Annotated in this window: 16 protein-coding genes; 5 read left to right on the forward strand and 11 right to left on the reverse strand. The window is 68.5% G+C overall.

Annotated elements, in window-relative coordinates; all coding sequences use genetic code 11:
• Positions 1–111: 111 nt before the first annotated feature.
• The 8 genes from urtA to NHL60_RS12330 all read right to left on the reverse strand — a co-directional run bounded on the left by urtA (position 112) and on the right by NHL60_RS12330 (position 10,038).
• Positions 112–1,404 (reverse strand): urea ABC transporter substrate-binding protein, encoded by a 1,293-nt coding sequence (gene urtA / locus NHL60_RS12295; protein ID WP_253452170.1) that lies wholly within the window; start codon positions 1,402–1,404, stop codon positions 112–114.
• Between the two features lie 369 nt (positions 1,405–1,773).
• A complete protein-coding gene (locus NHL60_RS12300) occupies positions 1,774–3,255 on the reverse strand; it encodes a tripartite tricarboxylate transporter permease (protein ID WP_253443666.1) in 1,482 nt (493 codons plus the stop codon).
• 19 nt (positions 3,256–3,274) lie between these two features.
• The gene (locus NHL60_RS12305; RefSeq protein ID WP_253443669.1) at positions 3,275–3,757 is read right to left on the reverse strand and encodes a tripartite tricarboxylate transporter TctB family protein; all 483 of its coding nucleotides are present in this window, start codon (positions 3,755–3,757) and stop codon (positions 3,275–3,277) included.
• Between the two features lie 98 nt (positions 3,758–3,855).
• Positions 3,856–4,857, reverse strand: a complete 1,002-nt coding sequence (locus NHL60_RS12310) for a tripartite tricarboxylate transporter substrate binding protein (protein WP_253443672.1) — start codon at positions 4,855–4,857, stop codon at positions 3,856–3,858.
• A 143-nt stretch (positions 4,858–5,000) separates the two neighbouring features.
• A complete protein-coding gene (locus NHL60_RS12315; protein WP_253443675.1) occupies positions 5,001–5,762 on the reverse strand; it encodes a response regulator in 762 nt (253 codons plus the stop codon).
• Positions 5,763–5,807: 45 nt separating this feature from the next.
• Positions 5,808–7,511: a sensor histidine kinase gene (locus NHL60_RS12320; RefSeq protein WP_253443678.1), complete on the reverse strand. Its 1,704-nt coding sequence runs from the start codon at positions 7,509–7,511 to the stop codon at positions 5,808–5,810.
• Between the two features lie 73 nt (positions 7,512–7,584).
• Positions 7,585–8,412, reverse strand: a complete 828-nt coding sequence (gene cobA, locus NHL60_RS12325) for a uroporphyrinogen-III C-methyltransferase (protein WP_253443680.1) — start codon at positions 8,410–8,412, stop codon at positions 7,585–7,587.
• Positions 8,413–8,577: 165 nt separating this feature from the next.
• Positions 8,578–10,038: a sodium-dependent transporter gene (locus NHL60_RS12330; RefSeq protein WP_253443695.1), complete on the reverse strand. Its 1,461-nt coding sequence runs from the start codon at positions 10,036–10,038 to the stop codon at positions 8,578–8,580.
• Between the two features lie 141 nt (positions 10,039–10,179).
• Here NHL60_RS12330 and cfa point away from each other — a divergent pair, with 141 nt between their 5' ends.
• Both cfa and NHL60_RS12340 read left to right on the forward strand, forming a co-directional pair.
• Entirely contained in the window at positions 10,180–11,331 is a 1,152-nt protein-coding gene (cfa, locus tag NHL60_RS12335) for a cyclopropane fatty acyl phospholipid synthase (protein WP_253443698.1), read from the forward strand.
• An 80-nt stretch (positions 11,332–11,411) separates the two neighbouring features.
• The gene (locus tag NHL60_RS12340; protein ID WP_253443701.1) at positions 11,412–13,373 is read left to right on the forward strand and encodes an ATP-dependent DNA helicase RecQ; all 1,962 of its coding nucleotides are present in this window, start codon (positions 11,412–11,414) and stop codon (positions 13,371–13,373) included.
• Positions 13,374–13,380: 7 nt separating this feature from the next.
• On the opposite strand, the gene NHL60_RS12345 is transcribed toward NHL60_RS12340, so the two are convergent.
• Positions 13,381–14,022 (reverse strand): hypothetical protein, encoded by a 642-nt coding sequence (locus NHL60_RS12345; RefSeq protein ID WP_253443704.1) that lies wholly within the window; start codon positions 14,020–14,022, stop codon positions 13,381–13,383.
• Between the two features lie 162 nt (positions 14,023–14,184).
• Here NHL60_RS12345 and NHL60_RS12350 point away from each other — a divergent pair, with 162 nt between their 5' ends.
• From NHL60_RS12350 to NHL60_RS12360, 3 genes are all read left to right on the forward strand, one after another.
• Entirely contained in the window at positions 14,185–14,523 is a 339-nt protein-coding gene (locus NHL60_RS12350) for a 4a-hydroxytetrahydrobiopterin dehydratase (RefSeq protein WP_253443707.1), read from the forward strand.
• On the forward strand, positions 14,524–15,711 hold the full coding sequence (locus NHL60_RS12355; protein WP_253443710.1) for an amino acid aminotransferase: 1,188 nt from the start codon (positions 14,524–14,526) through the stop codon (positions 15,709–15,711).
• A 105-nt stretch (positions 15,712–15,816) separates the two neighbouring features.
• On the forward strand, positions 15,817–17,331 hold the full coding sequence (locus tag NHL60_RS12360; RefSeq protein WP_253443714.1) for an NCS2 family permease: 1,515 nt from the start codon (positions 15,817–15,819) through the stop codon (positions 17,329–17,331).
• Between the two features lie 73 nt (positions 17,332–17,404).
• Here the strand turns inward: NHL60_RS12360 and NHL60_RS12365 are convergent, their stop codons facing one another.
• Positions 17,405–18,352: a Nudix family hydrolase gene (locus NHL60_RS12365; RefSeq protein WP_253452173.1), complete on the reverse strand. Its 948-nt coding sequence runs from the start codon at positions 18,350–18,352 to the stop codon at positions 17,405–17,407.
• A gap of 78 nt (positions 18,353–18,430) precedes the next feature.
• The gene (gene argJ / locus NHL60_RS12370) at positions 18,431–19,648 is read right to left on the reverse strand and encodes a bifunctional glutamate N-acetyltransferase/amino-acid acetyltransferase ArgJ (protein WP_253443717.1); all 1,218 of its coding nucleotides are present in this window, start codon (positions 19,646–19,648) and stop codon (positions 18,431–18,433) included.
• Positions 19,649–19,665: the final 17 nt, after the last annotated feature.

The raw sequence follows: 19,665 nt of genomic DNA on the forward strand, positions 1-19,665 counted from the left end.
GGGGGCGCTGTAAACCCATCCCTGGGCGCTACCGATGCCATCCCTGGCATAGGACCCCCTCTTCGACCTGTCCCCGGCGCCTTGCGCTTGGTGCGACGCCGGGAGCGGGCGTTACTCGGCGAGGGCGGCCTCGGCCTCCTCGGCGGCGGTGCTGCCGCCGCAGCGGCCGGTGGCCACGTTGAAGTTGCCGCAGCGCATGGGCGCCTGCCAGTCGGCCATCAGGTCGCGGGAGCCGGGCAGGAAGTCGGACCAGGCGTCGCCGACCACGGTGGAGGGGGTCTGCCAGACGATGTCGAACTGGCCATTGTCCTGGACCTCGCCGATCAGCACCGGCTTGGTGATGTGGTGGTTGGGCATCATCGCCGCGTAGCTGCCGGAGAGGTTCGGCACCACTACGCCGATGATGGCGTCCTTGATGGCGTCGGGGTCGGTGGTGCCGGCCTTGCGCACCGCCTCGGCCCACATGTTGAAGCCGATGTAGTGGGCTTCCATGGGGTCGTTGGTGACCGCCTCCTCGTCGCCGGTCCACTCGATCCAGGCGTCGATGAAGTCGTAGTTGGCGTCGGTGTCGACGCTCATGAAGTAGTTCCAGGCGGCCAGGTGGCCCACCAGGGGGGCGGTGTCGATGCCGGTGAGCTCCTGCTCGCCCACCGAGAAGGCGATGACCGGGATGTCGCCGGCGTCCACCCCCTGGTTGCCCAGCTCCCGGTAGAAGGGCACGTTGGCATCGCCGTTGATGGTGGAGACCACCGCGGTGGGCTTGCCCTCGCTGCCGAAACGGCGCACCTCGGCGACGATGTTCTGCCAGTCGCTGTGCCCGAAGGGGGTGTAGTTGACCATGATGTCCTCGTCGGCGATGCCGTGTTCCTCCTTGAGGAAGGCTTCGAGGATGCGGTTGGTGGTGCGCGGATAGACGTAGTCGGTGCCGAGCAGCGCGAAGCGCTCGATGCCCATCTCGTTGATCAGGTACTCCACCGCGGGGATGGCCTGCTGGTTGGGCGCGGCGCCGGTGTAGAAGACGTTCTCGGAGGACTCCTCCCCCTCGTACTGCACCGGATAGAAGAGCAGGCCGTTGAGCTCCTCGAACACCGGCAGCACCGCCTTGCGCGACACCGAGGTCCAGTTGCCGAAGACCACGTCCACCTCATGCTGGGCGAGCAGCTCCCGGGCACGCTCGGCAAACAGCGGCCAGTTGGAGGCGGGGTCCACCACCACCGCCTCGAGCTGGCGGCCAAGCAGGCCGCCCTGCGCGTTCTGCTGATCGATCAGCATCTCCACGGTATCCTTGAGCACCGTCTCGCTGATCGCCATGGTGCCGGAGAGCGAGTGCAGGATGCCCACCTTGATGGGGTCGTCGTCGGCCAGGGCCTGGCCGCCGGCGCCCAGCAGGGAGGCGGTCAGCAGCGCGGCGGTCAGGGGACGAAGCGGCAGCGACTTGCGATGGGAAGGGGTCACGAGAATCTCCTTGCTCCCCGAAGGGGGTCGTTGTGGTGGGACAAGGAGACATTGCAAGGGGTGCGCCACAGCGGGCCATTCGCGATAAAGACGTTCCAAGACAATCAGTTGGCACCAGTTGGTGCGGCGCAGCAGCGTGCTTGACGCACCGCCTCGGTGCAACCGAGGGCGCCGCCATGCACCGTTCGGTGCGTCGTGCCCGCCCCCTTGCGCCAGGTCAGTGCGCGGCGGACGTGCCGCGCGCCGAGAGCCCAGGTACAACGACGCGGGGGCGCCGGCATGGCCGGCGCCCCCGCGAACGGCGGCCAGGCGGAGGGGTCAGCGGGCCCTGAACTTGCGCAGCAGCGGCAGGGTCAGAGAGAGCGCGGCCACCACCAGCAGCGCCAGGGAGATCGGCTTGTCGATGAAGATCGACCAGTCGCCTCCGGAGATCTGCAGCGCCCGGCGCATGGACTCCTCCATGATGCTGCCGAGGATCAACGCCAGGATCAGCGGTGCGGCCGGGAAGCCGAACAGGCGCATGCCGAGCCCCAGCAGGCCGAAGCCGAGCAGCAGCAGCAGGTCGAAGACGCTGAAGCTCATGCCGTAGACCCCGACCATGCAGAAGATCAGGATCAGCGCCAATAGCAGCGGCCGCGGCAGGTCAAGGATCTTGGCGATCAGCGGGATCAGCGGCAGGTTGAGCACCAGCAGGAAGATATTGCCCAGGTACATGCTGGCCACCACGCCCCAGAAGACGTCGGGGCGGTCCACCAGCATCGCAGGCCCGGGGGAGACCCCCATCACCAGCAGGGCGCCGAGCAGCACCGCGGTGGAGCCGGAACCGGGCACGCCGAGGGTCAAGAGCGGCACGAAGGAGCCGGTGCAGGCGGCATTGTTGGCCGACTCCGGCGCCGCCACCCCCTTGATGTTGCCCTTGCCGAAGGTGTCGCCGTCCTTGGCCAGACGCTTCTCCATGCTGTAGCCGAGGAAGGAGCCGATGGTGGCGCCGGCCCCGGGCAGCACCCCGGTGAAGAAGCCGAGTATGGAGCTGCGCCCGATGGGCGGCGCGATCTGCCTGACCTCCTGCTTCGTGAGCCTGAGCGAGCCGATGGCGTTGCGCGGCTGCTCCTTGCCGCCGCCGCCCCTGAGCAGCATGTAGAAGACCTCGGCCAGGGCGAAGATCCCCAGCGCCACTACCAGGAAGTCGATACCGTCGAGCAGATGAACGGTGCCGAAGGTGAAGCGCTCGGTGCCGGTCTGCAGGTCGATGCCCATGATGGAGATCATCACCCCCACCACGGCGGCGATAAGCCCCTTGACCAGCGACTTGTCGGAGAGCGAGACCACTGCGGTAAGCCCCAGCACCATCAGCGAGAAGTACTCGGCGGGACCGAAGCTGACCGCCACCCGGCCGAGAAGCGGTGCCACCAGCATCAGGAAGATGATGGAGATGGTGCCGCCGATGAAGGAGGCGTAGGCAGCGATGGCCAGGGCCTTGCCGGCCTGGCCCTGCTTGGCGAGCGGGTAGCCGTCGAAGGAGGTGGCCACGGTGCCCGCCACGCCGGGCGCGTTGAGCAGGATCGAGGAGGTGGAGCCGCCGAAGATGGCGCCGTAATAGACCCCGGCCATCAGGATCAGCCCCGAGGAGGGCTCCATGCCGAAGGTGAGCGGGATCATCAGCGCCAGGGCGCTGATCGGCCCGAGCCCCGGCAGCATGCCGATCACCGTGCCGGCGAAGACCCCGGCGAAGACGTAGAAGATGTTGATCGGGTCCAGCGCGATGCTGAAGCCATAGATCAGGTTATTAAAGGCATCCATGGAATCACTCTCTCGCCGGTCAGAACGGCAGCAGGCCGGTGGGCAGGTAGACGCCCATCACCCGGGTCAGGGTCAGGTAGAGGGTCAGCACCACGCCCAGCGAGGTCGCCAGGTTGACGGCGTGGCGACGATAGCCGTAGTAGCAGCCGAGGCCGAAGCAGAGTGCCGTGGAGGCCAGCACAAAGCCCACCGGCACCAGCAGCAGCGCATAGGCGGCAAGGGCGATGGCGGTCACCACCACCCGCGACCAGGGGCGCAGCAGCAGCGTCTCACTGGACTCGGCCGAGTCGCCGTCGGGCTGGGGCTCGCCGGCGGCGGGCGCCTCGAAGAAGAGCAGCACTGCCAGGCCCAGCAGGGTGAATCCGAGCACCTTGGGAAAGAGGTCGGAGTCGATGGGGCGCGGCAGGGGGAACTGGGGGATCTGCCAGGCCATGGCCAGGTAGCCCACCGAGAACAGCGCCAGCAGCAGCGCGATGATCTGGTTGGAGTTGAGTCGCGTCATAGGAACCTGCCCGACGGCACCGCAGTGCCGACACATGGGGACGGGCCCGCCCGGGAGCCAGGCTCCCGGGCAAGCGGTGAGACAGAGGGGTGGAGGGGTCAGCCGCCGAGCAGGCCGAGGTCACCGAGGATGGTACTGAACTGCTCCTTCTGCTCGTCCAGGAAGGCGCCGAACGCCTCACTGTCCTGGTAGGCATCGATCCAGCCCAGCTGGTCGCGAGCTGCTTCCCAGCCATCGGTCTCGAGCATCTCGGCGAACAGCGCCTCGTAGTAGGCCACCGCCTCCTCGGGCATGTCCGGAGTGCCCATCACGCCGCGCCAGATGTCGAAGGTGTAATCGATTCCCTGCTCCTGATAGGTGGGGATATCCGCCAGCACGCCGCCCAGCCGCTCGGGAGAGGAGACACCGAGAGGGCGCAGGCCACTGCCCTCGCCCAGCTGGCCGGAGGCCTCGCCCGCACCGGTGATCACCGCTGCCACGTGACCGCCCATCAGGTTGGTCATGGCCTCACCGCCACCGGAGAAGGGGATGTAGTTGACGCTGGCGGCATCGAGGCCGGCCGCGGCGGCCACCCCGGCCATGGAGATATGGTCCATGGAGCCCGGCGCGCTGCCGCCGCCGATGCTCAGGCTGGGGTTCTCGGCAATCGCCTCGAAGAGCTCGTTGAGGTCCTCGTAGGGTGCGTCGGCCTTGACCAGGATGATGGAGTAGTCGGTGATCAGCCGCGCGACGGGAGTGAAGTCGGTGTGGTCAAAGCGCGAGGTGCCGGCCAGGGGCACCAGGATGATCGGCGGACTGGTGGCAAACAGCTTATGGGGGTTGCCGGTGTCGCGGGCGATCTGCGCCCAGGCCACGGCCCCGCCGCCCCCCGGCACGTTGATGGCACCGAAGCTGCGCTCGGCCAGCCCCTCCTCCTGGATCACCCGCGAGACGGTGCGCACCAGGGTGTCCCAGCCGCCGCCGGGGTTGGCCGGGGCGATGAACTCGATGTTGCGGGTCGGTGTCCAGTCGTCGGCCTGGGCGGCGGCACTGAAGCCGGTCAGGGCGGCCAGCGGCAGGACGATGGCGGTGAGGCTCTTGGCGGTAAACCTGGCAGTCATGGCGATTTCCTCTAGGCGGGTTCGTTGTTATGGCACTACGGGGCGAACGTTAGAGGAGCGGCGCCAGGGATCACAACCTTGTGAACATAATGAAGAAAAAGTGCGTTGTGGGCATTGTGTCCATTCTGCTCACGGCCGGGCGACTACCCCTCCTGGCACCAGGCGGCAGCGTCGCCGACCCGCCGATAGCGGCGCTCCGGCCTGCCCACATCACCATAGCCCAGCTCCGCCTCCACCACCTGCACCGAGACCAGAAACTCCAGATAGCGCCGCGCTGTGGAGCGGCTCGCGCCCATGGCCCGCGCCACCTGCATGGCGGCCATGGGCGTCGGTGAGGCGTCCAGCGCCTCCACCACCGCCCGCAGGGTCAGGCGGTCGATGCCCTTGGGCAGCTGGCGCCGGCCCCTGTCCGGCATCTCCGGTCCGCGGCCGAGCACCCGGTCGAGCTCCTCCTGGCTCATCTCCTCCCGGGCGGCCAGGGCCTCGCGCTCGCGGCGAAAGCGCGCCAGCATCTGGGCCATGCGCGAGGCCTCGGCGGGCTTGATCAGGTAGTCGAAGACGCCGCCGCGCAGCGCCTCGCCGATGGTCTCCACCTCGCGGGCGGCGGTGACCATGACCACGTCGACATGGCGGTAGTCGCGGCGCAGCAGCCACAGCAGCTCGAGCCCCTCGACATCGGGCAGGTAGGCGTCGAGCAGCACCAGATCGACCGCCTCCCCACCATCGGTGAGCAGGGTGCGGGCCTCCGCCCCGGAGCGCGCCATGCCCACCACTCGGAAGCCCTCGCTCTGCTCGATGAAGGCGCGGTGGATCTCGGCGATGCGAAAGTCGTCCTCGATGATCAGGACGCTATAGCCCTGATGATCGAGGTCCTGGCCCTGGACCGACTGGGGGTCGTTCGACATCTCTCCTCCTCTGACGGTAGTTGCGGTTGGGGAGACGGGGCTCGCTCAGGCCGTGGCCGGGTCGCGGCACAGCGAACGGTCCAGCACCACCGTGAAGCAGGCCCCGCCCAGTTCGCTCTCCTCCAGGGTGATGGCACCGCCGTGCTCGGCACACAGGCGAGCGACCAGGGCCAGGCCGATGCCGCGGTGGCGGCCTGGCTTGGTGGAGTAGCCCTCCTCGAAGATATGCGCCACCTGCTCCGACGGCACACCGGGGCCGTTGTCCTCCACCTCGATCAGCAGCTGCTCGCCCAGGTCGGTAAAGAAGAGCCTGACCCGCGGCAGCTCGCCACGGGCTCCATTGCCATCCGGACCGGCGCCCTGCCGGGCGGCATCGCAGGCGTTGTCGATGAGATTTCCGAGCACCGTCATCAGCACCTCCTGGCCGGCGGCGGTCATCGGCAGCGAGAAGGAGCTCTGGTCGTCGATCTCCAGCACCACGCCGATCTCGCGGGCCCGGGTCAGCTTGCCGAGCAGGGTGCCGCTGATCACCGGGTCGGCCACGTGGCCCATCAGGAAGCTCATCTGCGCCTGGGCCCGCTCGCTCTCCTGGTGGATCAGCGCCAGGGCCTCCTGGATGCGATCGAGCTGCAGCAGCCCGGAGAGGGTGTAGAGCTTGTTGGAGAACTCGTGGGCCTGGGCACGCAGCATGTCCACGTCGCGGCTGGCGGCGGTCAGGGCATCGGAGAGCTCGACGATCTCGCGGCGGCTGCGGAAGGTGGCCACGGCCCCCTCGATCTCGCCGGCGTGGCGCACCGGCACCCGATTGACCACCACCGGGTGGTCGCCGAGCCACATCTGCTGGTCGAACTGCCGCTCGCCGCGCTCGAGCACCTCCAGCAGCCGCGAGTTGGGCACCAGCTCCTGGATCGGCCGCCCCAGCACCTCCCGGGCCTCGGGCAGCCCCAGGAAGCGCCGCGCCTGCTGGTTGACCAGGGTGATCTCGCCCTCGCGGTTGACGGCCAGGATCCCCTCGTGGATCGACTGCAGGATCGCCTCCTTCTCCATGGCGAGCCGGGCGATCTCGTGGGGCTCGAGGCCCAGGATCACCCGCTTGAGGTGGTGGGAGAGCCCGTAGGCGCCGGCGAAGCCCAGGGCGATCATGGCCGCCACCAGCCACCAGCCGAGGCTGGTGTGTCGCCCCACGTCCAGGGCCACCCGGTCGAGCATGAATCCCACCGAGACGATGCCGATGATGTTGCCTTCGGCGTCGAACACAGGGGTCTTGCCGCGCATCGCCTCGCCGAGCGAGCCCTCGGCCTCGGAGACGTAGGACTCGCCGCCAATCAGCGCCCGGTCGTTGTCGCCCCCGACCATGGGCAGGCCGATGCGGTCCGGCAGCGGGTGGGAGTAGCGGATGCCCTCGGCGTTGCCCACCACCACATAGCGGGCCCCGGTGTCGCGGCGGATGCGCTCGGCGATGGGCTGGATGGTGACACTGGGGTCGGGCTCGTCGAAGGCCGCGACCAGCTCGGGAATGGCGGCCACGCTCTGGGCCACCGCCAGGGCACGCTGGCCCATCTGGTCGCTGATGATCTCGGCCTTGCGGTGATTGAGGTAGGCGCCCTGGGCCAGCAGCATGGCGGCGAGCAGCACCCCCACCAGCAGCATTACCTGCAGGCGGAAGCTGCGCATCAGGCGGTGGCGCCGCGGGCGCTGGTGGCGCAGTCGCCTCACCTCGGCGAGGGCATCATTGGGACGAGCCGTCATGATGGGCTCCCGACGATCGTGGAGCCCTCATTGTCGCACGCGACGACCACGCCGTCTTCGCCAGCGGCCCGCCTCAGCCGCGGCTGCCGGTCTCCCAGCCGCCGGCCCCGGCATGGGCGGGGTCGAACCAGGCCAGCGTGCCGTGCAGCCCGACCACCCCACCGACGATGATCAGGGTGGGCGGCCGGGGCGACACCTGGGCCAGTCGCGCCGGCAGGTCGGTGAGGGTCGCGCGATACACCCGCTGGCGGGCCGTGGTGCCCTGCTCGATCAACGCCACCGGCGTCGTCGGCGCCAGGCCGTGGGCCACCAGCTGACGGCAGATCTCGGGCAGGCCGTGCAGCCCCATATAGAAGACCAGGGTCTGGCCGGGGCGGGCCAGGCAGGGCCAGTCGAGATCGGCGCTATCATCCTTGAGATGCCCGGTCACGAAGCGCACCGACTGGGCGTGGTCTCGATGGGTCAGCGGGATGCCGGCATAAGCGGCACAGCCCGAGGCCGCAGTGATGCCGGGAATGACCTCGAAGTGGACCCCGGCCTCCGCCAGGACCTCCAGCTCCTCGCCCCCCCGGCCGAAGATGAAGGGATCTCCCCCCTTCAGTCGCACGACCCGCTTCCCGGCCCGAGCCCAGTCGACCAGGGCCTGATTGATGGCCTCCTGGGGCAGGCTGTGGTCGGAGCGCGCCTTGCCCACGTAGAGGCGGCGGGCATCGGGATTGGCCAGGGCGAGGATCTCGCGACTGACCAGGCGGTCGTGCAGCAGCACCTCGGCCTCCCCCAGGCGCCTGAGTGCCCTGAGGGTCAGCAGCTCCGGGTCACCGGGGCCCGCCCCCACCAGGCTGACGCTGCCGGGCGGAAACTCGCTGGGGGCGATGGCGGATAAGAGAGGATCCTGCCGCATATTCCAATACCATTAAAATAAAGACGTTTTATATGCCTAAAGGTAATGAAATTGCCACCCGGATGCTACGACCGATCCGCTCCGAGCTTATAACGGGACGCCCCAACGCAGCGCGGCCCCGCCCCCTCGGGGCGAGGCCGCCTCTGACATGGGCGCTCGCTTCGTTCAGCCCATCAGGGCACGGCGCAGCCGGGGGCTTGCCAGCTCGCCCACCAGGGTAATCAGCACCAGGGCGCCCAGCAGCCACGGCCAGTGGAGGCCGAACTCGATCCGTGCGATGCCCAGGGCATCGGCGAAGATCACCAGGATCCCCAGGGGCGCCAGGTAGCGGACGGCGAAGAGCCAGAGGGCATACCAGCCCGGAGGCACCCCCAGCTCCTCCCTCATCGGCTCATTCTTGAGTACGAAGCCCGCCAGCAGCGCCACGCCCAGGCCGCCCAGGGGCATCATCCAGCGTGCGGTCAGGTAGTCGAGCCAGTCGAAGACGGTGCGCCCCACCAGGGTCCAGTCGGCCCCGACGTTGAAGGAGAGCATGGCCAGGGTGCTGATCAGCCACAGCACGATGCCGGTGCCCCAGGCCGCCGTGCGCCGCGAGACTCCCTTGCTGTCGGAAAGCCAGGAGACGGTGGCCTCCACCATGGAGATGGAGGAGGTAAGCGCCGCCATGGAGAGCATCATGAAGAAGAGGATGCCGAACAGGGTGCCCAGGGGCATGGCCTGGAAGGCCAGAGGCAGGCTCATGAAGATCAGCCCCGGCCCCTCCCCCGGACTCATGCCGTTGGCGAAAATGATCGGGAAGATGGCCAGTCCCGCCATCAGCGCCACCACGGTATCCGCCGCCGCCACGCTCAGGGTCGTGCGGGCGATGGAGGCTCGGGCCGGCAGGTAGCTGCCATAGGTGAGGATGGCACCGGAGGCGAGCGACAGGGTAAAGAAGGCGTGGCCCAGGGCCGCCAACATGCCCTCGCTGGAGAGGCTCCCGGCATTGAAGGAGAAGAGGAAGCGCCACGCCTCGCCGAAGCCCCCCGAGAAGGCGCCGTAGGCGATCAGGATCGCCAGCATCACCACCATGCCGGGCATCATCCAGGTGACGCAGCGCTCGATGCCCGCCTGCACTCCCTTGCCGACGATCAGCATGGTGGCGACCACCACCAGGGTACTCCAGAACCCCAGGTTCAGCGGATTCTCGTTGTTGGCCACGAAGATGCCGACCATGTCATCACCGGTGGCGCCGGCAAAGGCGCCGGTGAGCATCTTCCAGAGATAGGAGAAGGACCAGCCAGCCACCACCGCATAGAAGCAGAGGATCATGAAGCCGCAGAGCATCGCCAGCCAGCCCAGCAGCGACCAGGCCGAGCCGCTCCCCGACTCCTTCACCACCCGGCGCAGGGCGTCCACGGGGCTGCCGCGACCGCGACGCCCGAAGGCGATCTCGGTCATCATCACCGGGATGCCGACCGCCAGGATGCAGGCCAGGTAGACCAGCACGAAGGCGCCGCCGCCATACTCGCCGGTGATATAGGGAAACTTCCAGATATTGCCGAGGCCCACCGCGGATCCGGTAGCCGCCAGCACAAAGCCCCAGCGGCCTAGCCACTGGGCACGAGGTTGGGTATCGGTCGTCATTTCAGCGCCCATTGCAGTATCAGCCGAGCCGCCCGCCGAGGTGGCGGCGACAAAATGCGCTATTCTGCCGGATTTTTCCCTGTCTGGCAGGTTTGGCTATGCTCAGGAGTGTTAACGCGCTCCCCGGCCCGGACGGACAGCATGAACAGTAACGCGCCCACACACCTCACAGCCCTTCCCGACTCTCGCGCCAGGCGAGCTATCGAGCGCCTGCTGGAGGGCTCCGGCATCACCCTCAACGGTCCGGCACCCCGAGACCTCAGGGTCTACCACCCCGACCTCTTCGAGCGCGTGCTCCGCCAGGGCACCCTGGGCCTGGGGGAGGCCTATATGGATGGCTGGTGGGAGTGCGAGAGGCTCGACCAGCTGGCCTGTCGGCTCCTGCAGCACGGCCTGGGGGAGCGCGTACACCCTCCCTCCGAGCGGCTGATGTACCGTCTCCAGGCAGGCTTCTTCAACCTGCAGAGCCGGGCTCGCGCCTACCGGGTCGGCGAGGTCCACTATGACCTGGGCAACGACCTCTTCCAGCGTATGCTCGACCCCACCCTGTGCTACTCCTGCGGCTACTGGAAGGAGGCCGATACCCTGCATGAGGCCCAGCTCGCCAAGCTGGAGCTGGCCTGCCGCAAGCTCGAGCTCGAGCCCGGCATGCGCGTGCTGGATATCGGCTGCGGCTGGGGGAGCTTCGCCGAGCATGCCGCTCGCCACCACGGCGTCGAAGTCACCGGCATCACCATCTCGAAGGAGCAGGCCGAGCTGGCGCGGCAGCGCTGCGCGGGGCTGCCGGTCGCCATCGAGCTGATGGACTATCGCGACCTGGAGGGGTGCTTCGACCGCATCGTTTCCATCGGCATGTTCGAGCACGTGGGGCATCGCAACTATCCCGTCTACTTCCGGACGGTCGAACGGCTGCTGGACGCCGAGGGGCTGTTCCTGCTGCATACCATCGGCTCCAACAGCTCGGAGATCACCGCCGACCCCTGGATCAACCGCTACATCTTTCCCAACGGCGTGCTGCCCTCGGCGATGCATATCGCCCGGGCCAGCGAACCCTACTTGCTGCTGGAGGACTGGCAGAACTTTGGCCCCGACTATGACCGCACCCTGATGGCCTGGCTCGGGAACTTCGATGCCCGCTGGGGCGAGATTGCCGACCGCTACAACGAACGCACCCGCCGCATGTTCCGCTACTACCTGTCGGTCTGTGCCGGGGCCTTTCGCGCTCGCCACCTGCAGCTCTGGCAGGTGCTCTTCTCTCGGGGCCGCGAGCAGCGCTATGACGCGCCGCGCTGAGCGCGAGACCTCCAGTGGAGCAGCGACAGGCTCGGTCGGCTACACTGGACGGCCAGCCAGTCCTGACTCCGGAGCCCCCGATGATCCAGCAGACCCTTCAAGAGGTCTTCGGCTACGCCGACTTTCGCCCCGGCCAGCGCCCGGTGATCGAAGCGGTGACGGCCGGCCGCTCGGCGGCGGCCATCTTCCCCACCGGCTCGGGGAAGTCGCTCTGCTACCAGCTGCCCGCCCTGCACCTGCCCCACCTCACCCTGGTGATCTCGCCGCTGCTGGCGCTGATGCAGGACCAGCTCGCCTTCCTCGAGCGCCACGGCATCCGAGCCGCCAGCATCGACTCCGCCCAGAGCCGGGAGGAGGCCGCCGCGGTGATGGCCGGGGTCGAACGCGGCGAGATCCGCATCCTGATGATCTCGGTGGAGCGCCTCAAGAACGAGCGCTTCCGGGCCTTCATTCGCCGGGTGCCGATCTCCCTGATGGTGGTGGACGAGGCCCACTGCATCTCCGAGTGGGGGCACAACTTCCGCCCCGACTACCTCAAGCTTCCCGACTACCAGCGTGAATTCGGTATTCCCCAGGCGCTGCTGCTGACCGCCACGGCCACCCCCAGGGTCATCGACGATATGCGCAGCCGCTTCGGGATCGCCGCCGATGACATCACCGCCACCGGCTTCTATCGCGAGAACCTCGACCTCAGCGTGGCCCCGGTGGCCGCCGACGCCCGCCCCCGGGCCCTGGCCGCCTGGCTGAAGCAGCGCCAGGCCCAGGCGCCCTCTCCCACCATCGTCTACGTCACCCTCCAGCAGACCGCCGAGCGTCTGGCCGCCTACCTGAGCAAGGCCGGGCTCTCCGCCACCGCCTACCATGCCGGGCTCGAGGCCGAGAAACGCGAGGCGATCCAACGAGCCTTCATGACCGGACAGAGCGACTGCATCGTCGCGACCATCGCCTTCGGCATGGGCATCGACAAGGCCGATATCCGCGCCGTGGTGCACTTCGACCTGCCCAAGTCCATCGAGAACTACAGCCAGGAGATCGGCCGGGCGGGGCGCGACGGCAGGCCTTCCGAGTGCCTGATGCTGGCCGGGCGCGATACCCTGGGGGTGCTGGAGACCTTCGTCTACGGCGACACCCCGGAGCGCCACGGCATCCGCCGGGTGATCGACGAGCTGCGCGCCGCCGGGGCGCACTGGGAGCTGACCCTCAACGCTCTCTCCCAGCATGCCAACATCCGCCCGCTACCGCTCAAGACCCTGCTGGTCCAGCTGGAACTGCGTGGCATCCTCAAGCCCCGCCACGCCTATTTCGCCGACTACCGCTTCAAGCTGCTCCTCGACCCCGAGGCCCTGGTGGCCCGCTTCCAGGGCGAGCGCCAGGCCTTCGTCCAGGCCATTCTCGACGCCGCCAGGAAGGCGCGCACCTGGCACGAACTGGACTTCGCCACCCTGGAGGCGCTGGGTCGGGAGCGCGGCCTCGACACCTCCCGCCGCCGCGTGATCACCGCCCTGGACTACTTCGTCGACAAGGGCTGGATCGAGCTTCAGAGCCGCCAGCTCACCGAGGTCTACGAGGTCATGGCGACCGACATCGACCCAGAGGCGCTGACCGGCGAGCTCCACGACTACTTTCGCGACAAGGAGGCCGCCGAGATCGCCCGGCTGCACGCCATGCTCGAGCTCTTCGAGAGCGAGCGCTGCCTGAGCCGGCGCCTGGCCGAGTGGTTCGGCGACGACCGCGCGCCCGAACGCTGCGGCCACTGCTCCGCCTGCCGGGGCCAGCCCGCCCGGCTGCCCCGGGGACCCGAGCCCGCCCCGCTGGGGGAGCGCGCCCCTGGCGAGCTGCTCGGCGAGCTCCTTGGCCGCCTGAGCGACCAGGGCGAGGGCCACCCCCCCACGCCGGACCTGCTGGCCCGGTTCCTGTGCGGGATCACCACCCCGCTCCTCACCCGGCTCAAGGCCAGACAGCTGCCGGGCTTCGGTGCCCTGGAGGGCTACTCCTATGCCGAGGTGCGCGACTGGCTGATCCGGAGCGGCGCCGGGGCCTGAACCGGGGTCACCCAAGCCGGCCGCGGCGCTGCAGCCGGCGCGTCAGAAAATGAACGGGGAGGTAGATCAGCAGGGGCCAGAGGCCCATCAGGGCGACCAGGTAGAGCAGCGGATCCATCAGCGTCTGAGGCTCGCTGCCGAAGGGCCCATGCACCCAGTTGATGTTGCGCTCGGGGTCGGTGAGCAGGTAGCTGGCCGGTATCACCAGCCAGGTCAGGCCGGTCTGCCAGGAGAGGGCCCGTCGATCATAGCCCAGCCGCCACACCGCCAGCCCCGCCACCGGTGGCAGGATCAGGTGATAGAGCGAGAGCAGCCGGGTCAGCAGCGGCTGGCCGCCATCGAACATGTACTCGGTGCCGCCGATGGGATGCAGCCCGATGAGCCAGGCCGTTCCGACATCCAGGGCCCAGAGCGTCCCGACCAGGGCCACCGCCAGCCACTGCATGGAGAGCAGCAGGCGGCTCTCCCGCCACAGCCCGACCAGCAGCAGGAAGTTGGCCAGGTTGCAGAGCCAGAAGTAGTTCTGGGGACCCAGCAGCACCCAGAAGGTGGGCGCCCAGCCCAGGATCCAGAGCGTGAAGGCCAGCTTGAGCCAGAGAGGCACTCCCCTGCCGGGATGCCGGGCCGAAGGTGGCGTGGCGTCTGTCATGGCGGTCCCCTGTCTCTATCGACTCCCCTGTGTCTTCCTGCCCCCCAGTCTAGCCAGCCGAACGACGGGGTGCCTCCGCATGCCGCACAGGCTGGGATACCCCTTGACGTCGAGGCCCAACTGCACAACCTTTCGGGGTGAACTCCCTGCCGAGGTGACTCCATGGAAAAGCTTTCCCGTCAGCCCTGCGAGGCGTGCCGCAAGGGCGCCCCCACCGTCAGCGACGCCGAGATCGCACTGTTCAAGCCCGAGGTTCCCGAGTGGAAGATCATCGAGCGCGATGGCATCATGCAGCTGGAGCGGGCCTTCACCTTCCCCGACTTCCAGCAGGCCCTGGCCTTCACCAACCGCGTCGGCGAACTCGCCGAAACGGCCGGTCACCACCCGGCCCTGCTGACCGAATGGGGGAAGGTCACCGTGACCTGGTGGTCGCACAAGATCAAGGGCCTGCACAGGAACGATTTCATTCTTGCCGCCAGAACCGACGAGGTAGCGAAATAAATGTTCGAACATATTGAGCGGGTCCCCGGGGATGCCATCCTCGGCCTGATCGAGGCCTTCAAGAAGGACACCAACCCCCAGAAGGTCGACCTCGGCGTCGGCGTCTACAAGGATGCCCAGGGCAACACGCCGGTGATGCGCGCGGTCAAGGAGGCCGAGGCCCTGCTGCTCAAGAACGAGACCACCAAGACCTACATCGGCTCCCACGGGGCGCCGGCGTATGGCGAGGTGGTGCTGCCCATGGTGCTGGGCGAAGGCTCCCCGGTGCTGGAAGCCGGCCGCGCCAGCGCCACCCAGTCCCCCGGCGGCACCGGCGCCCTGCGCCTGGCGGCGGACTTCATTGCCAAGCAGCTGCCGGGCAAGGGCATCTGGGTCTCCGATCCCACCTGGCCCAACCACCACGGCATCTTCACCGCCGCGGGCATCGCGCTGCACAAGTACCCCTACGTGGACGCCGAGAACCGCCTCGACTTCGACGGCATGCTCGCCGCCCTGAAGCAGATCCCCGAGGGCGATGTGGTGGTGCTGCACGCCTGCTGCCACAACCCCACCGGCTTCGACCTCTCCCGTGAGCAGTGGCAGAGCGTGCTCGAGGTGCTGCGCGAGCGCAACCTGCTGCCGCTGGTGGACTTCGCCTACCAGGGCTTCGGCGAGGGCCTGGAGGAGGACGCCTATGCGGTGCGCCTGCTGGCCGAGAGTCTCGACGAGGTGATCATCACCAGCTCCTGCTCCAAGAACTTCGGCATCTACTGCGAGCGTACCGGCTGTTTGATCATGGTGGCAAAGAGCGCCGAGCAGATGGAGAACGTTCGCTCCCAGATCGCCATCGTGGCCCGGGAGAACTACTCCAACCCGCCGGCCCACGGCGGCGCCATCGTCAGCGAGATCCTGCACTCCGCCGAGCTCGCCGCCATCTGGCGCGAGGAGCTCACCGAGATGCGCGACCGCATCAACACCCTGCGTCGCGACTTCGTCGAGGCCTTGAAGCCCTACGGCCTGGACCAGAAGTATGCGCATATCGCCGAACAGCGCGGCATGTTCAGCTACACCGGCCTGACGCCGGAGCAGGTCGACCGCCTGCGCGACGAGTTCGGCATCTATATGGTGCGCTCCGGCCGCGCCAACGTGGCGGGCTTCTCCCACGAGAACCTGCCCTACCTGGCCAAGGCCGTCGCCGCGGTCAACTGAGCGAGGCGCCAGCCTTGTTCCCAGACGCCCGGGCCCTGCCCGGGCGTCGCCGTTTGGGGTAGAGTTCGCTCCTCCATCCCGCGCCCCAACAGCAAGAGGCTCCCCATGGCGACACCCCTCGGCAGCTCCCCCGTGCACTATCCCTGGTACAAGAAGGAGGACACCGACGCCTTCTTCGCGCTGTTCCAGAACAACATCGCCAACTTCGTCATCATCGCCATCACCATGCTCGGCATGGGCTTCCCGGCCTCCATCGTCTTCGGCCAGGTACTGCCCGGCGCGGCCGTGGCCGTGATGGTGGGCAACTTCTACTACGCCTGGAGCGCGGCGCGCCTGGCCAGGAAGGAGAACCGCACCGACGTCACCGCCCTCTCCTACGGCATCTCCACCCCGGTGATGTTCGTCTTCCTGTTCGGGGTGCTGCTGCCCGCCAAGCAGCTCACCGGCGACGCCGAACTGGCCTGGAAGGTCGCGGTGGCCGCCTGCTTCATCAGCGGCGCCATCGAGGCGGCCATCAGCCTGATCGGCCGCTGGGTCCAGTACCATCTGCCGCGGGCGGCGATGCTCGGCGCGGTGGCCGGGGTGGCGCTGACCTTCATCGCCGGCGAAATGCTGTTCAAGACCCTGGAGATGCCGGTGATCGGCCTGCTGGTGCTGGCGATCATCATCGTCGGTCTGGTGGCCCGGGTGGCCATGCCCTTCCGCCTGCCCACCTCGCTGTTCGCCATCGTGGTGGGGACCGCCATGGCCTACCTGATCGGCGATGCCGGGGGCGAGCGCTTCAGCGACGCCTTCACCCACCTGGGCTTCTACCCGCTGCTGCCCAACCTGGCCTGGTTCGAGGGCCTGGGGCTGCTCTTTACCGGCATGCTGGCCGTGCTCACCGTGGTGCTGCCGATCACCCTCTACAACGCCATCGAGACCATGAACAACGTGGAGGCCATGGAGGCCGCCGGCGACAGGTATGACGTGCGCGAGTGCCAGGCCGTGGACGGCGCCGGCACCATGATCGGCGCCCTGTTCGGCGGGGTCTTCCCCACCACCGTCTACATCGCCACCGTGGGCGCCAAGTGGATGGGCGCCGGGCGCGGCTACAGCCTGCTCAACGGTGCGGTCTACGGCCTGGCCACCATGTTCGGCCTGATCGCGGCACTCGCCGCCATCATCCCGGTCTCGGTGGTGGCACCGATCCTGGTCTTCGTGGGCATGTCGATGATCGCCACGGCCTTCCAGAGCAACGACACCCGCTACTATCCGGCGGTGGCACTGGCCATGCTGCCCTACTTCGCCAACTACGTGATGACCCGCTTCGGCCGCGCCGCCGAGGAGACGGTTACCGGCATCTCTACCGGCATCGTGCCCCTGGGCCAGGGCGCCATGTTCATGGCGATCCTGATCGGCGCCATGACGGTCTCGGTGATCGACCACCAGTTCCGCCGTGCCGCGGCCTTCGCCGCGATCGCCGCCGGCTTCTCCTTCGTGGGGCTGATGCATGCCCCGGCCCTCGCCCTCAACGCCGCCCCGGACTATGTGGTGGGCTACCTGGTGATGGGGGCGCTGTTCCTCTACTTCGCCTGGCAGCAGCAGCGCCTGGCCGCGGGGCCCTCGGGGCGCTCCTGAGCCCTGACCCCGAACGCAGCGCGCCCCGCCGAATGGCGGGGCGCGCTGCGTTTATCGGGCGTTCGCCGTGCCGCTATTTCCAGAAGTCGCGGATCGAGGCGATCCCCTGGGCGCCCACGGCCCGGGCGTGGTTGGCGTCATGACGCGTCATGCCCCCCAGGGCAAAGACCGGCATGGCGGCGCGCTCCACCAGCTCCTGGAAGTCGTGCCAGCCCATGGGCGCCACCTCGGGGTGGGAGGGCGTGGTACGCAGCGGCGAGAGGGTCACGAAGTCACAGCCCAGCTTGCCGGCCTGAACCAGCTGCTCGCGGTCATGGGTCGAGGCGGAGAGCCACTTGCCCTCGGCGATGGGGCGCCGCTCGAGGCGCATCAGGCGTTCGCTGGTCAGGTGGATACCGTCGGCATCGACGCGCTCCAGCAGTTCGGGCTCGGCGTTGAGCAGCAGGCGGGCGCCGTGCTGACGACACAGGCCCAGGGAAGCCTCGGCCCGGGCCAGGAAGGCCGCCTCGTCGAGCTCCTTGGCGCGCAGCTGCACCAGGCGCACGCCGTCCTCTACCAGGGCACGCTCGAGACGCTGCTGGAAGCGGCCTTCGTCCTCCTCCTCACCGGTGATCAGGTACTCGGTGGGCAGCGCCACGGCCCGCAGGATCGGCAGGTTGGCCGCCGGGAAGGGATAGTTGACCAGTTCCGCCATGGGCACCCAGCGCACCGCCTGCCCTTCGCGACCGAAGGGCTCGCCGGAGAAGTCGTGGACCTGCCAGACGTCGAGCAGGATATGCTTGTCGGGGTACTCGTGGTGGATGCGGATCAGCGGCTGGGCCCGCTGTATCTCCACCCCCAGCTCCTCGAGCAGCTCGCGCTTGAGCCCCCCGAGGCCCGTCTCGTAGGGCGCCAGCTTGCCGCCGGGAAACTCCCAGAGGCCACCGTGGTCGACATTGCTCGGCCGGCGGGCGATCAGCACCTCCCCGCCGTCGGCGCTGATGATGGCGGCGGCCGCCACGTGCACCCTTCTCTTCACCATTGCGTTCATTTACCTTTCCAACTGGTCCGCGCCGGGGGCGCGAAATTCTGTGTCTGGCGGTTGCCCCACCGCAGCGGCTCAGCTGCGATAGTCGGCGTTGATGCTCACATACTCATGGGAGAGGTCGGTGGTCCATACCGTCGCGCTCTCCTCGCCGCGCCCCAGCTCGATGCGGATGGGGATCTCCTCCCGGGCCATCACCGCGCTGCCGGCCTCCTCGGTATAGCCGGAGGCACGGCCTCCGGCCTCCACCAGGCGCACCTCGCCGAGATCGATGGCGACCCTCGAGACATCGAAGTCCGCCACCGGCGCACGGCCCACGGCGGCCAGGATGCGCCCCCAGTTGGCATCGGAGGCGTAGAGCGCGGTCTTGACCAGCGGCGAGTGGGCCACGGTAAAGGCCACGTCCAGGGCCTCCCGCCGGGTCCGGGCACCGCCCACCTGGAGGGTGACGAACTTGGTCGCCCCCTCGCCGTCGCGGATGATCGCCTGGGCCAGCTCGGTCATCACCCGCTGCAGGCCGTTGCGAAACACCGCAACGGCCTCGTCGCTCTCGATCCGGGCGCCGCGCTGGGTGCTGATCAGCGCGCAGGCGTCGTTGGTGGAGGTGTCACCGTCCACGGTGATGCAGTTGAAGGAGCGCTCCACCGTCTCGCGCAGCAGCTCGTCGAGCAGTGCCTGGTCGAGGGAGGCGTCGGTGGCCACGAAGGCCAGCATGGTCGCCATATTGGGCTGCACCATGCCCGACCCCTTGGCGATGCCGTTGATGGTCACCGTCTCCTCTCCCAGCGCCAGGGTCACGCTAGCCCCCTTGGGGCGGGTGTCGGTGGTGAGTATGCCCTCGGCGGCCTGATGCCAGGCCTGCGGGCCCTCGTCCAGGGCGGCCAGCGCCGCCGGCAGCCCCGCCAGCAGCGTCTCCATGGGCAGCGTCTCGCCGATCACCCCGGTGGAGAAGGGCAGCACGGCCTCGCCGGCCACGCCGGCCAGCCGAGCCAGCTCGGCGCAGGTGGCCCGCGCATCGCGCAGGCCCACCTCGCCGGTGCCGGCATTGGCGTTGCCGGTATTGATCACCAGATAGCGCGCGGCCTCGCCGCTGGCCAGGTGCTCCCGGGCCACGGTGACCGGGGCGGCACAGAAGGCGTTGCGGGTGAAGGCGCCCGCGACGCGGGCGCCTTCCGGCGCTTCGATCACCACCAGGTCGCGGCGGTTGGCCTTCTTGATACCCGCCATGGCGCTGCCCAGGCGCACGCCGGGAATGGCCGGCATCTCGGGAAAGCTTGCTTCACCCACTGCCATCGTCTTCTCTCCTGTCA

The organism is Halomonas sp. Y3 (assembly GCF_024137965.1).
In the GTDB taxonomy this organism is placed as follows: domain Bacteria; phylum Pseudomonadota; class Gammaproteobacteria; order Pseudomonadales; family Halomonadaceae; genus Halomonas; species Halomonas mongoliensis.

What these genes read in the sequence shown, in the direction of transcription:
- NHL60_RS12300 (WP_253443666.1), bottom strand. Translation starts at nt 3,255, where the DNA reads ATGGATGCCTTTAATAACCTGATCTATGGCTTCAGCATCGCGCTGGAC.
- NHL60_RS12305 (WP_253443669.1), bottom strand. Translation starts at nt 3,757, where the DNA reads ATGACGCGACTCAACTCCAACCAGATCATCGCGCTGCTGCTGGCGCTG.
- NHL60_RS12310 (WP_253443672.1), bottom strand. Translation starts at nt 4,857, where the DNA reads ATGACTGCCAGGTTTACCGCCAAGAGCCTCACCGCCATCGTCCTGCCG.
- NHL60_RS12315 (WP_253443675.1), bottom strand. Translation starts at nt 5,762, where the DNA reads ATGTCGAACGACCCCCAGTCGGTCCAGGGCCAGGACCTCGATCATCAG.
- NHL60_RS12320 (WP_253443678.1), bottom strand. Translation starts at nt 7,511, where the DNA reads ATGACGGCTCGTCCCAATGATGCCCTCGCCGAGGTGAGGCGACTGCGC.
- cobA (WP_253443680.1), bottom strand. Translation starts at nt 8,412, where the DNA reads ATGCGGCAGGATCCTCTCTTATCCGCCATCGCCCCCAGCGAGTTTCCG.
- NHL60_RS12330 (WP_253443695.1), bottom strand. Translation starts at nt 10,038, where the DNA reads ATGACGACCGATACCCAACCTCGTGCCCAGTGGCTAGGCCGCTGGGGC.
- cfa (WP_253443698.1), top strand. Translation starts at nt 10,180, where the DNA reads ATGAACAGTAACGCGCCCACACACCTCACAGCCCTTCCCGACTCTCGC.
- NHL60_RS12340 (WP_253443701.1), top strand. Translation starts at nt 11,412, where the DNA reads ATGATCCAGCAGACCCTTCAAGAGGTCTTCGGCTACGCCGACTTTCGC.
- NHL60_RS12345 (WP_253443704.1), bottom strand. Translation starts at nt 14,022, where the DNA reads ATGACAGACGCCACGCCACCTTCGGCCCGGCATCCCGGCAGGGGAGTG.
- NHL60_RS12350 (WP_253443707.1), top strand. Translation starts at nt 14,185, where the DNA reads ATGGAAAAGCTTTCCCGTCAGCCCTGCGAGGCGTGCCGCAAGGGCGCC.
- NHL60_RS12355 (WP_253443710.1), top strand. Translation starts at nt 14,524, where the DNA reads ATGTTCGAACATATTGAGCGGGTCCCCGGGGATGCCATCCTCGGCCTG.
- NHL60_RS12360 (WP_253443714.1), top strand. Translation starts at nt 15,817, where the DNA reads ATGGCGACACCCCTCGGCAGCTCCCCCGTGCACTATCCCTGGTACAAG.
- NHL60_RS12365 (WP_253452173.1), bottom strand. Translation starts at nt 18,352, where the DNA reads ATGGTGAAGAGAAGGGTGCACGTGGCGGCCGCCGCCATCATCAGCGCC.
- argJ (WP_253443717.1), bottom strand. Translation starts at nt 19,648, where the DNA reads ATGGCAGTGGGTGAAGCAAGCTTTCCCGAGATGCCGGCCATTCCCGGC.